Source organism: Edaphobacter sp. (assembly GCF_035763405.1).
Taxonomy (GTDB): domain Bacteria; phylum Acidobacteriota; class Terriglobia; order Terriglobales; family Acidobacteriaceae; genus Edaphobacter.
This window is the reverse complement of record NZ_DASUBE010000121.1, coordinates 1-12832: the sequence shown is the minus strand read 5'-3', so window position 1 is coordinate 12832 and position 12832 is coordinate 1. Positions and strand designations below refer to the sequence as shown.

The 12832-nt window shown below is 62.3% G+C and carries 10 protein-coding genes; 6 read left to right on the top strand and 4 right to left on the bottom strand.

The genetic code is table 11. The features are described from left to right. Together VFU66_RS12130 and VFU66_RS12125 are read left to right on the top strand one after the other, a co-directional pair. The coding region (locus VFU66_RS12130) for an SDR family NAD(P)-dependent oxidoreductase (protein WP_326446520.1) at window positions 1-636 on the top strand (636 nt) is incomplete at its 5' end. A gap of 8 nt (window positions 637-644) precedes the next feature. Next, window positions 645-1940 (top strand): ROK family transcriptional regulator, encoded by a 1296-nt coding sequence (locus tag VFU66_RS12125; RefSeq protein WP_326446519.1) that lies wholly within the window; start codon window positions 645-647, stop codon window positions 1938-1940. A 187-nt stretch (window positions 1941-2127) separates the two neighbouring features. Here VFU66_RS12125 and manD read toward each other — a convergent pair whose 3' ends face one another. The 4 genes from manD to VFU66_RS12105 all read right to left on the bottom strand — a co-directional run bounded on the left by manD (window position 2128) and on the right by VFU66_RS12105 (window position 10804). After that, a complete protein-coding gene (gene manD, locus VFU66_RS12120) occupies window positions 2128-3345 on the bottom strand; it encodes a D-mannonate dehydratase ManD (protein ID WP_326446518.1) in 1218 nt (405 codons plus the stop codon). A 7-nt stretch (window positions 3346-3352) separates the two neighbouring features. Beyond that, window positions 3353-5911, bottom strand: a complete 2559-nt coding sequence (locus VFU66_RS12115) for an alpha-glucuronidase family glycosyl hydrolase (RefSeq protein WP_326446517.1) — start codon at window positions 5909-5911, stop codon at window positions 3353-3355. A 145-nt stretch (window positions 5912-6056) separates the two neighbouring features. Next, window positions 6057-8735 carry a glycoside hydrolase family 3 C-terminal domain-containing protein gene (locus VFU66_RS12110; RefSeq protein ID WP_326446516.1) on the bottom strand — a complete coding sequence of 893 codons (2679 nt, stop codon included), beginning with the start codon at window positions 8733-8735 and terminating at the stop codon, window positions 6057-6059. A 659-nt stretch (window positions 8736-9394) separates the two neighbouring features. Next, window positions 9395-10804, bottom strand: a complete 1410-nt coding sequence (locus tag VFU66_RS12105; protein ID WP_326446515.1) for an APC family permease — start codon at window positions 10802-10804, stop codon at window positions 9395-9397. Window positions 10805-11205: 401 nt separating this feature from the next. On the opposite strand from VFU66_RS12105, the gene VFU66_RS12100 reads away from it, so the two are divergent. From VFU66_RS12100 to VFU66_RS12085, 4 genes are read left to right on the top strand one after another with little or no spacing between them, the layout of a single operon-like run. Continuing rightward, entirely contained in the window at window positions 11206-11916 is a 711-nt protein-coding gene (locus tag VFU66_RS12100) for a tyrosine-type recombinase/integrase (RefSeq protein WP_326446521.1), read from the top strand. Then, complete coding sequence (locus tag VFU66_RS12095; RefSeq protein WP_326446514.1) at window positions 11913-12218, top strand: hypothetical protein; 306 nt, start codon at window positions 11913-11915, stop codon at window positions 12216-12218. Before VFU66_RS12100 ends, VFU66_RS12095 begins: the two co-directional genes overlap by 4 nt. Next, window positions 12215-12460 (top strand): hypothetical protein, encoded by a 246-nt coding sequence (locus VFU66_RS12090; protein ID WP_326446513.1) that lies wholly within the window; start codon window positions 12215-12217, stop codon window positions 12458-12460. Before VFU66_RS12095 ends, VFU66_RS12090 begins: the two co-directional genes overlap by 4 nt. Beyond that, complete coding sequence (locus VFU66_RS12085; RefSeq protein WP_326446512.1) at window positions 12457-12624, top strand: hypothetical protein; 168 nt, start codon at window positions 12457-12459, stop codon at window positions 12622-12624. The genes VFU66_RS12090 and VFU66_RS12085 overlap by 4 nt, the downstream gene beginning before the upstream one ends. Window positions 12625-12832: the final 208 nt, after the last annotated feature.

Here is a 12832-nt window from a genome sequence, read left to right as displayed (position 1 = left end):
GTGGGACAGTTGGCCGATGAGCTGGAAGCGCGCGGCAGACGGACGTTGCGGATGGTCTCCGATGTGCGCGACCGCGGATCGCTTGAGGCGCTGCATGAGGCTGTGGAGGGAGAGTTCGGCAAGGTGGACACTCTGGTGAACTGCGCGGGCATGACGAAGCGCGTGCCGACGCTCGAATGTGCGGAAGAGACCTGGGACCGGATCATGGATGTGAACCTGAACGGGACGCTGCGCGCGTGCCAGATCTTTGGGCGCTCGATGCTGGAGCGCGGGTACGGCAGGATTATCAACATTGCTTCGCTGGCGTCGTTTGTGGCGTTTCAGGAGGTGGCGGCGTATGGCGCAAGCAAGGCGGCGGTGGCGGCGCTGACGCGCTCGCTGGCGGTGGAGTGGTCGGGGCGCGGAGTGTGCGTGAATGCGATTGCGCCGGGCATCTTTCCGACGGAGCTGAATCGCAGGATACTGGAGTCTGCGCGGGGGAATGAGCTGCTGATGCGGTCGCCGATGCGACGCTTCGGCGAGGTGGATGAGGTCGTCGGTGCGGCGGTGTATCTGGCATCGGATGCGAGTTCGTACACGACTGGGCAGGTGATCGTTGTAGACGGTGGGCAGCTTGCCAGTGGAGTCAATCAATAGGAGAAGCGATGGCGGAGAAGACGATCGTTGCGGAAGGAAGCGCCAAAGGCATGGTGCGCGTCGATCTGGCCTATGCCAGACTGGCCTCGAGCGAGATTGCGCGGGACATCAACCGTGACATTGTGCTGGAGTTGATTCGCACGCGGCAACCGGTGTCGCGCGCAGACCTGTCGCGCTCCTCGGGATTGCAGCCGAGCACGATCTCGGCGATTGTGGAGCAGTTGATTGAAGAACGATGGATTGTGGAAGGCGCAGCGGTGGAGAGGCCGAGGGGACGCAGGCCGACACTGATCTCGCTGAACGACGACCTGGTGATGCTGGCTGCGGACATCAGGCCGAATCAGGCGATTGTGGCGGTAGTGGATTTGAATGGGCGGTTTCTTTCGCGTGAGGCGATTCCGCTGGTGTCGGACCCGGAGCGTGGCGTGAACAATATGGCCGATTGCATGAAGCGGATGCAGCAGGAGCATTCGGGCAAGGCGTTTGAAGGAGTCGGTATCAGCCTGCCCGGGCGCGTGAATCCTGCTACGCAGCGGCTGATTCTTTCGCCTAATCTGAAGTGGTCGCAGTATGACATCAAGGGCGTGGTGGAGAAGCGGCTCGGGCTGCGGGTGGAGCTGAGCAATGCGGCGAATGCGGCGCTGCTCTCGGAGATGTGGTTTGGGCGCATGGATGGCGTGCGCAACGCTGTGCTGGTCACGATCTCAGAGGGTATCGGCACGGCGATTCTTGCGAATGGGCAGATCGTTTCAGGCAAAGACGGTCTGGCGGGCGAGTTCGGGCATATTCCGATTGATCCTTCGGGGCCGCAGTGCGGATGCGGGATGAAGGGTTGTTGGGAGATGTATGCGTCGTCGCGCGCGGCGATTCGATACTATGCGGAGTTGTCGCCGGGTGCGCCCGCGGTCACGATTCAGGAGCTGCTGCACGTTGCGGAGGACGGCGACGGCCATGCGGTCGAGGCACTGACGAGGCAGGCGAAGCATCTGGGGCGCGGGCTGCGGCTGGTGACGGCGGCGCTCTCGCCTGAGGTGATCCTGCTGACCGGCGACATCACGGCTTCGTGGGCAACCTTTGGGCCGATTGTGCAGAGGGAGCTGGAGTCGCAGATGCTGGCGGGAGGCGCGCCGAGGCTGCTGGTAACGACCGATGGCGAACTGGCCCGGCTGCGCGGGGCTGGGGCGATCGCTTTGCAGCGGCACTCGGGATACTATCGCTCGCCTCATGCGTCGCCTGATGGCCATGCAGGGCGCAGGCAGGGTTCGGCGGGTCGGCGTGGAGCGGCAACCAACGGGAAGCGATAGGTGGTTTTGGGGATCAAGGAAGAGTTGATGCAATGTGAATGCATACCTCAGGGGCTCAAGAGGCTGTGCTGGAACGGTGTGCATTCACGTTGGAACGGGAGAAATGCGGGGGTCTCTCCACTGCGGCGGCAAAAGGCGCCGCCTTCGGTCGAGATGACGTGGGTGGTGGTGCGGCAAAGCGTCTTCGCTACCAGTTGTGGAGGGTGCCGTCTTCGAGGCGGGCGATGGGAAGGTACATGCGTTTGTGGGGGAAGCGTGCGGCGAGCTTTTCGTCGATGTCTACGCCGTGCCCTGAGCGTTCGCCGGGATGCATGTAGCCGTTGTTGAAGGTGTAGGCGTGGGGGAAGACCTCGTCGGTCTGGGCGCTGTGGGGCATGTGCTCCTGAATGCCAAAGTTGGGGACGCTGAGGTCGAAGTGGAGCGCGGCGCCCATGCAGATGGGCGAGACGTCGGTGGGGCCGTGGCAGCCGGTCCTGACGCTGTAGAGATCGGCGAAGCTGGCGATGCGTCGCATGTGCGTGATGCCGCCGGCGTGCGTGAGTGAGGCGCGGATGTAGTCGATCAACCGCTCGGAGATGAGCTGCTGGCAGTCGAAGATGGAGTTGAAGACTTCGCCTACGGCCAGTGGCGTTGTGGTGTGTTGCCGGATGAGGCGGAAGGCCTGCTGGTCTTCCGCGGGCGTTGCGTCTTCGAGCCAGAAGAGGCGGAAGTCTTCGAGGCTCTTGCCGAGCGCGGCGGCCTCGATGGGCGTGAGGCGATGGTGCGCATCGTGCAGAAGCGGCAGATCGGGGCCGAACTTCGTGCGCACGGCTTCGATCATCTTTGGGGCGAAGTTCAGATATTTCGGTGTGGACCAGACTTCTTCGCGCGGGATGCCTGAGTCGGCGGGTTCGTAGGGTTTGTCGCCGTGGGGAACGCCGTAGGCGTCTGGCACGCCGGGGATCGCGCATTGCACGCGGATGGCTTTGTAGCCGAGTTCGATGTGCTTTGCCACGGAGTCGAGCAGCTCGGGGATGTCGTGACCGTTTGTGTGGGAGTAGACGGTGACGTGCTCGCGACAGCGTCCGCCGAGGAGTTGATAGAGCGGCATGTTGGCGCGCTTTGCCTTGATGTCCCACAGCGCCATATCCACGGCGGCGATGGCGGCCATGGTGACAGGGCCGCGCCGCCAGTAGGCTCCGCGATAGAGATACTGCCAGGTGTCTTCGATGCGGTCGGGGTCGCGCCCAAGGAGACAGGGGATGACGTGCTCCTGGAGGTAGGCCGAGACGGCAAGCTCGCGCCCGTTCAGCGTGCCGTCGCCGACGCCGTAGATGCCGTCGGAGGTGGCGATCTTGAGAGTGACGAAGTTGCGCCCCGGACAGGTGACGATGACCTTTGCGTCGATAATCTTTGATTCCTGCATGGCTCTCCTATTTTTTCACGGCATCGCGCGCCGTGCCTGCGAAGGCGGGCGTGATCTCCAGATAATCGAGAGGGGCTGGTTCATTCCCTCCGGGTTCTCCGATGATGCGTATCCGGTCGCCGCGATGCAAGGCGACGCCTGTCGTGGTGTGCCGGGTGGATGTGTGCCCATTCAGATTGTCCGAGGGCAGGGTGTCGTCCGCAGCCCACGTATCGACTGGCGAGTCATTGATCTCGAGTGTGAGGTGTGAGACGCCATCGCGCAGGTCGAAGTATTGAACGGCGATGTTGTACCAGCCGTCGGGTCGCGCGAGTGTTGTGCTGGCTTCGCAGGTTTTCCAGTGGCACACGACTGCCTTGCCTCCCGAGGCCGTCTCCCATGGAGTGACGGCGACCGGAGTGTAGCCGGTGAGCTGCATCGCTTCGGCCTCGATGCGGTTGGGATGATAGCCTACGCGGTTCTGCACGTCGGCGATGCCGGACATTTGATGGAACCAGTTGACGACAGCGTCGCGCCAGACGATGGCGTGGCCTGCCTGGTAGTTGAGGCGGCGCAGGACTTCAAAGTAGGTGCGGTCGGGGACTTTGCCTGCGAGGGTCTCCCACGCGGGCACCTGAGCGGCTGCGGCTGCCGCGCCTGCGTAGTGTGTGTCGTAGATGTACTGAATCACCGTTTTGCCGGAGTGCAGGCGGTAGGTGTAGGGGACGTGGTGCATGAATAGCAGGAGCACGTCGGGGCACGCCTTGAGGGTCTCGTACTGGGCGGCGAGGCCGGCGGGATACTGGCCGATGTAACCGGTGCCGGTGGCGACGGTGCGGTCCATGCCGATGCCGTTGTGGTCGGCGCGAATCCACTGGCCCCAGCCGTTGCGCTCGGCGGATTCGATGCCGGGGCCGTAGTGGGGGCCAATGATGTCGGTGAGCGTGCCTGCGCCGAGCGGCCCGGTGTAGTCCTCGTAGGTGTGCCAGGAGTTGAGGAGCAGGCTGTTGACGACGCGGAGGACGTCGGCATCATTGCCGAAGGTGAGGCGCGTCCACTCGTTGCTGATGGTTGCGGAGTGGAGCGATGGGTTCCAGGCGAGGCGGCCGAAGCCATAGAGGTTGGCCATGGCGAGCGGGTGTCCGAGCCAGTAGTCGTCGAGGCCGACGTTGGCTACGCCGACGAAGCCGCCCTCTGGTCGCGCGAAGGTTTTGCCTGTAACGATGTCGCGGACGCGGCTGGGTTGTGCGCCGGGCACATGCATGTCGGTGTCGAGGGCGTTCTTCCACATTGGGACGAGGAAGACGAGATGGCGCTGTTGGCCGGTGTACTCCTGCGTGATCTGAAGTTCGATGGCTTCGTTGGTTTTGTGGAGTCCGGCAAACAGAGGCGAGACCGGCTCACGCACCTGGAAGTCGATGGGACCGTTTTTAATCTGGACGATGACGTTGCTGTCGAATTGGCCGTCGAGCGAGTGGAAGTTGTCGTAGCCGGCGCGGGCGCGGTCGGCCCTGGGGTCGCGCCAGTCGAGGTGATGGTTATAGACAAAGCCGCGATAGAGCACGAGGCCGCCATGCGGCTTGAGTGCGCGGGCGACGACGTTGGCGGCTTCGGCGGGGGTGCGTCCGTATTGCGAAGGGCCGGGCTGGCCTTCGGAGTCGGCTTTGATGATGACGCCGCCGAAGTCGGGGATGGCTTTGTAGATGGCATCGACCTTTGTTTGCCACCATGCGGCGACTTCGGGAGCGAGCGGATCGAAGGTGGTGAGGCCGCCGATGACTTCGGGGCTGTTCATTGCGATGGAGAGCGAGAGCCTGACCCCGTAGGGGCGGAACGCTGCGGCGATACGCGCGATTTGCCGGAGCTGCTCCGGGCGCAGGAGGTTGGGGTCGGCGTTGACGTTGTTGATGGTGCAGCCGTTGATGCCGACCGAGGCGAGCAGGCGCGCGTACTCGGATGCTCGCGTGAGGTCTTCGCGCACGTTGCCGCGGTCGAAGAAGATGGAGCGGCCGCCGTAGCCGCGCTCGATGGAGCCGTTGGGGTTGTCCCACTCGTTGGTCCAGCGCACGGGCGCGGCTGGAGCTTCGAGATCGTCGAGATGGGCGAGCGAGTGTTCTTCGGCGATCAGGCGTAGGAGAGCGAAGCTGCCGTAGAGTGCGCCGCGCTCGTCGGCTCCTTCAACTACCAGCAATGTGTCTTTGCCGGAGATGATGCGGCGGAGATGGAAGCCTGCGGGTGCGAGCTTGTTTTCGCTGAGTGAGGGCCGCCATTGGGCGATTTCGCTTGCTGTGCCGACGACGATGAGGTTGCGTGAGTGTTCGGGTGGGTTCGTGCGCGTGTCGCTGCTGAGGATGCGGTGCAACATGCCCTCGAATCCGCGATGGAGTTCATCGGCGGCGGTGGTTTCGAGCGCGGAATCGCCGAGGCGAAGGAGGGTGTCGGGGATGGGGGTTCCGGTAGGGAAGACGCGCGCGGCATCGACAGGGGAGTATGCGAGCCACGCGGCTTGTGGATCGACCGGCTGGCGCGTGCCGGGGACGGGAGAGGCCGATGCAGGCGTACAAGCGAGTGCGACAAAACAGAGCAAGAGTGCAGCTTTCGTATGGATGCACTCTTGCCCATCAGCGAAGATTCGTGCAACTACTGGCAAAATGCGAGGGTTCTTCGCTTCGCTCAGAATGACCGCATTACGATCTTCCATCGCATTTTTATCTTCCATATCGATAAAAACTCTAGCGCGGCAGGTCCTTGTCGCCGACGATGGTGAAGCTCCTGGTCTCGCCCACGCTGGACGAGCCGGGTTGCGAGTCGCCGATGAAGAGGGAGTACTCGCCTGGGTTGATGCTGCGTTTGCCGTCGGCGGCGACGACGCTCAAGCTGCGCGGCGCAATGACGACATGGATGTGTTGCTGCTGGCCGGGTTCGAGTGTCGTGCGCACGAAGCCGACGAGAGCGTGGATGGGTGTCGTCGGCGCGGCGGGGGCCTTGAGGTAGATCTCGGATACGGCGTCGCCTTTTTTCGCTCCGGTGTTCTTGACGTCGGCATCGACGGCGAGAGGTTCGCCTGCGGTCAGCTTGTCGGTGGAGAGCTTGACGTTGCTCCACTGGAATTTGGTGTAGCTCATGCCATAGCCGAAGCCCCAGAGCGGCGTTCCGGTGAAGTAGCGGTAGGTGCGGTCCTTCATGGAGTAGTCGTCGAAGGGCGGCAGTTGATTTGTGCTCTCGTAGAAGGTGACGGGCAGGCGGCCAGCGGGGTCGCTGTCACCGGCGAGCGTCGCGGCGATGGCATTGCCTCCCTCTTCACCGGGATACCAGGCTTCGAGGATGGCGGCTGCGTGCTGGCTGGCCCAGTTCATGGCGAGCGCGCTGCCGTTGAGCATGACGACGATGACCGGCTTGCCGGTTGCTGCCACGGCTTCGAGCAGTTGCTTCTGCACGGCGGGCAGTTCGATCTCGGTGCGGTCGCCGCCGTCGAAGCCGGTGATGTGGACGGGCATCTCTTCGCCTTCGAGGTTGGGAGAGAGTCCGACGAAGACGATGGCGACATCGGCCTTCTTCGCAATGCTGACGGCTTCGGCGCGCTCTACGTCTATGGGCGGCATCCAGTTGAAGCTGAGGCCGGCGCCGAAGAGCGGCGCGTCGTGAGAGTATTCGATGCGCAGCGCGTGCGGCCTGGTGTCGGCAAAGCTCAGGGTGAACGGCTTCAGGCCGTTGGAGCGGAACTCGCTCGGGGAGGTGCCGTGATCGGTGATCTGCTTGCCGTCGAGGAAGACAGTGACCTTCTCGGCGTCGTGGCAGGGATAGCAGTGCTCGATGCTGAAGCTGAAGGTGTAGTTGCCGGGTTGGGGAGCGGTGATGGTGCCTGTCCAGCGAACGCCGAAGGCTGAGGCATCGAGGCCAGGGCCGGGAGAGGCGGCGTCCCAGTCGAAGGCCACCTGCTGGTCGATGCGCGTGAAGGCAGGCTTGCCGGTGAGGCTGGTGTTGTCGAAGTACTCTCCCTTGAGGCCGAAGCGCGTGTCGCCTTTGGCCGGATGAAGCAGCGTGCGCGGCACGGGCAGAGGCAGTTCAGAGACGTAGGGGGAGCCTTGCGCGAAGAGGATCTTTGCCTGGCTGCCGAAGCGCGACTCCATGCCCGTAAGCGGCAGCACCGGATGCGAGGGGACGGCGTTGTAGTTGCCTTCAATAGCGGGCAACGATTCGGCGTTCGGACCGATGACGGCAATCGTCTTTATGCTCTTCCTGAGCGGCAGGATGCCGTCGTTTTTGAGCAGTACCATCGACTTTTCGGCCACCTTGCGGGCGAGCAGGCGGTGCGCTTCGGAGTCGTCTTGCGAGAACGGAATGTTGGCGTAGGGCACGTCTGCCGGCGGGTCGAACATGCCCAGCTCGAAGCGCGCGGTAAAGAGGCGCTTGACGGCGGTGTCGATCTCGGACTGGGAGGCGAGGCCGTCGTGCACGGCTTTGATCAGTGCGGAGTACTCGTTGCCGCAGCTTGTGTCGGTGCCGGCGCGGAGCGAGACGGCTGCAGCGTGTGCGAGATCGGGAGCGAACTTGTGTCCGTCGGAGACGTCGCTGATGGCGCCGCAGTCGGAGGTGATGTAGCCCTGGAAGTCCCAGTCTTTGCGGAGAACGTCGGTGAGCAGGAAGGTGTTGGCGCAGGCAGGCTGACCGTCGATGGCGTTATAGGCGCACATCACGCTGTCTGCTTTGGCATCTTTAATGGTGGCGCGGAAGGCGGGCAGGTAGGTGTCTTCGAGATCGTGCGGCGACACATCGATGTTGGCCTTGTGCCGTGTGCTCTCGGGGCCGGAGTGGACGACGTAGTGCTTGGGCGTGGCGATGGTCTTGTAGTAATGCGGGTCATCGCCTTGCAGCCCTTTGACGAAGGCGACGCCCATCTGCGAGGTCAGGAAGGGATCTTCGCCGTAGGTCTCCTGACCGCGTCCCCAGCGCGGGTCGCGGAAGATGTTGATGTTGGGCGCCCAGAGGTCGAGCCCGAAGTAGATGCTGTGGTTGTTGTTGCGAAGCGCCTCGGAGTGTTTGGCGCGCGTCTCGGTGGAGATGGTTGTCGCCACCTCGTGCATCAGGGGGACGTCCCAGGTGGCGGCCAGACCGACGGCCTGCGGGAAGACGGTGGCGTAGCCGGAGCGCGCGATGCCGTGCAGACCCTCGCTCCACCAGTTGTACTCGGGCACGTCGAGACGCGGGATGGCGACGGCGTGGTTCTGCATCTGCGAGACCTTCTCTTCGAGCGTCATCCTGCCTACCAGGTCGTTGACGCGCGCGGCGACCGGCTGCGAGGGATCGAGGTAGAGCGGCTTCTTCTGCTGCGCAGTGGCTACGGTGGGCGTGAGCAGCAGGGATGCGAGAGCAAGACACACGGGGGCAAAGGGCAGGGTCTTCCGCGACATAAAAGCCAGCTTTCAGATACCAGGATTTCTGCTTTGTCAATTTATCTTGCCAAGACAAGAAAAGGCAAGCATGGAATTTTCTTGCCCGGATGGCTGCTGTGATGTAAGCGGCTGGCTGCCTTCCGGAGGCTAAAATATTTTTTAGTATAAAAACGATTATTCTCGTTGATGCGCCGGTTGGAATATGGCTCGGCATGTGACATGTGGGTTGTAGTTATATTTATTTTGGAATGAAAATAAAATATATTTCTTGAGGCGAAGTCTATGTGCCGGGCCTTCAGCCCTCCTGGTTTGTGCGGCTCGATACCTGGGGGTTCGCCCCCAGGCTGGTATGTGCCGCACCTTCGGCGCTTATGGGGCTCAATCGCCGTATTTTCATCAGCAGCAGCAACAGGTAAACCGCTCTAGCGAAAGTCCGATTAAATATGAAAGATTCCCTCAGGGGCTAAAGAGGGTGATGAAAAAGTGTCTTGCCGGGAAGAAAGCGTACCTCGGCGGCTAAAGCCGCGTTGATTTTGCGGTACTTGCGGCACGGCTGAAGCCGTGCCCTTAAGCAAAACTAACTTTTTCAGCACCCTCTAAAGCCCCATTCAAAACAGGTAGTTTGCAGCACGGCTGAAGCCGTGCCCTTAACAAAGCAGGACTTATTCAGAATCTGCCTAGCGAGGCGGCTGAGAACGGTAGTTGCGGACAGCGTAGAGCGCAGCCCCGGCGAGCAGAATGACTGCGGCGATGCGTAGTTGCTTCAGAAAGTCTGGCCGAGAAAACAGGATGAAGACGAAGCCGCTGAGTGCGAGCAGGACCGGCAGCGGATAGAGCGGCATCCGGAAACCGTGCTGTTTGCGTTCGTGTCGGTGCTTCGGCAGGAGCACGGCCACGCCTTGCAACAGGAACTGAAACAAGATGCGGATGACAACCAGCGTGGTGATGACTTCCTGCAGGCGAAAGATGCAGCAGAAGAGCGTGATGCCGCCTAGAGTGAACAGGGCGCGATGCGGAATACGATGCTTTTTATGCAGCACGCCGAACCATGCCGGAAAGTTGCCGTCCTGGGCGGCGGCGTAGGGGATGCGTGAGTAGCCGAGAAGGAGTGCGAGGACGGAGGCGAGCGCCGTCAGGGCGATCAGCACGACGACCACGGCGGCGGCCTGGCGCCCGTAGATGCGCTCCATGAAGACGGCCATGGTGAACATGCGCGCGTGGGCGGTGGCGTCGGCGGTCATCTCGCGCCAAGGGAGCACGCCGAGCACGCTGATGTTCATGAGCAGGTAGAGCGCGCCGACGATGGCGATGGCGCCGAGTACGGCGCGCGGGATGGTCTTGCGGGGATTGCGTACCTCCGCGCCGAGAAAGCAGATGTTGTAGTAACCCCAGTAGTCGTAGGCGGAGATCAACATGCCCGCGCCCAGACCGGTGAAGAATGCGCCGTCGAGATGAAATGCGTTGGCGGGGAAGTCGAAGGCGAGGCGCGGGTTGAAGTGCGTGAAGCCCGCGACGATGAGGAAGACGAGTGTGAGCCCGACCGCGATGCCCAGCCAGCGCGCAACGCGGCCGATGCTGAAGATGCTGCGGTCGAGCACGACGAGCGCGACGATACAGGCGCCCATGGCGAGAAGGGTTTGGCCGCTGAGCACCACGGGCACGCCGATAATTTTGGCGAATGCAAATGGTCTGACCGCATTGGGCACGAAGTAGGAGATGTACTGCGCGAAGCCGATGCATCCGGAGGCGATGGAGAGCGGCGCGCTGAAGAGCAGTTGCCAGGCATAGAGGAAGGAAAACGCGCGGCCGAGTTTGCGTTCGCCATAGAGGTGCTTCAGGTAGGCGTAGCTGCCGCCTGCTTCGGGGTAGGCGGTTCCCAGTTCGCTCCAGATATATCCATCGCAGTAGGAGAGCAGCGCGCCGAGTACCCAGCCCATCATGGCCTGTGGGCCGCCCATGGCGCCGACGATGAGCGGCAGCGTGACGAACGGGCCGACGCCAACCATGTCGATGACATTGAGCGCGAGCGCGGGTCCAGTGGAAAGACCACGCTCGAGTTCCTGCGGATTTTCGGAGGATGAAGTCATCGTGAAGCTGCGTCTCAGTGCTGATGCCGCCGCACCGGTGAGTGATTCTCATTTATAACTAGACATATCCCCCGAGGTATATAGGGGTAATGCAAATCGTTGAAAACGCAACGAAAATACGGTGTCCAGAGGTGTCCACACATGTACTCAAAAGGCAGCTTGTTTTACGCAGACTGGCGAGATAAGAAGGGTCAGAGGCGGCGGAAGTCGTTCAGCACGGCGGAAGAGGCGGAACAGCACGAGGCATTGCAGAAACGAACCGCGCGCCCAAAAAAGCGGGCGCGGGGGTCACGGTCAGAACAGCCCTCGCGCCATTCCGTCAGACCAACTCAACGAGCGCAAGATGTGTTGCAAAAGCGTTCTGCGAGTTCGCAGGAGAAGCGCAAGTCAGCGAGGTGAACATGGGGCACGTGGCGAAGCTCAACGAGTATCTCGCAGGCTACTCGTGCAACACGACGCGGCACTACAGGGCGGGGGCCGCAAGGCGCCTGTTGCGATACCTGGCGGAGCACTACGGCGCGCAACGCACACTGGAGAAGGCCGTCATGCGAACAACGAGGCCGAAGCCGCGAAACGTCACAGGGACACGCACAGAGCGAGAGATGATTCTGATGCGGGCACCACCACACGTGAAGCTCTGGCTGCTCTTGTGCTCGGATATGGGCATCCGTTCAGGCACGTCGGCAAAGTTGGGGCCGGAACACTACGACCGGGAAACGCGCACACTCAGGTTCACGACGAAGTACAACAACGCGCAGCAGATGCAGGTAACGCGCGAGATCGCAGAGCTGCTGGACATCGCGGGCCGCGAGTGCGGAGTGCCGTTCGTCGCGCAGATGGGCGTCAAGGCAACAAAGGCGACACAGAACAAAATGGGGGACACCTATCGAGCGATACGGAAAGAGCTGGGCATCACACGAAGGCTGACGCCGCACGACCTGCGAAGGACATCGGCACGAAGCATCTACGGGATAACGAAAGACCTGCGGGTGGTGCAAGCCTTCTTGGGCCACTCAGACCTCACATCAACAGCATGGTACTTGCAGGACAACCTGATAGAGGTGCCCGCAGACCTACTGGAAAAAGCGAAGCAAACGGAGACCATCCAATGAAGAACGTTTTCACTATCGCCGAAATTGTCGCACTCGCAGAGAAGGCGGCAACGCAGGCCTACAGCGAAGTCAAAGAAGAACTCGGCGTCGATGCGGCGGCGGTTGCTGCCGCAACCGCGTTCCGCGTCAACCTCCCGGCGCTGACCTCGCCAGCAGCCGTACAGGCCTATCTCGCCACGCTGATACGCGGCATAGAACTAGGCTTCCTCTCGCACCGCGAGACGCGGCTGCTCGTTGCCACCGCGCGCACGTGGATAGCTGCCTACCACGCAGGTCAGGCGGCAAGGGCGGTAGCACAATGACCGTCACTGTCACGCTCTGGTACGTCATCGGATGTCCGCAGTGTAGCGCAGAAGTCGAGCGCGTCACGCGCGCCGCCGTGCGGGACATGCAGGTAACGAAGCTCACACTCTCAGCAGGCCATAAGCACAACCACGAAGCGGACGCGCCCGCGCCCGCGGCAGTGCTCGAAGCCAACGGCCAGCAGCGTCTCACCGTGGACGCCGCCGCGCCCAACGGCTTCGATGTCGAGGGCCAAGCATGACGCGAGAACAGGCAGAACAACGCATCATCGCAGCAGCACAGGCCGTGTCCCACAGCTACGCAGCGGGCGGCGGCTACACCTTCCCGTTGGCCGTCACACTGCGGGAGCTCAACAAGGCCGTGACCGACTGGTATCAGCTCGTCCACGCGCCAGAGCCGCAATAGCAATCAGCAAACCCCGCGCCGTCGAGGAATGGGCACTGTGGAAAGTGGCAAAAACAGAGAGGCCGTTTTTGACACTTCCCACAGCCCACGACGGCGGGACTAGGTCTAAACCCACAGTCAACCATCCGGCATCCGTGGCCGGGAGAGTTTGCCTTCGGCGCGGCGCTCCGGGCGTTGGAGCGCCATGCCGCTGGCAGGGGCCGTGCGA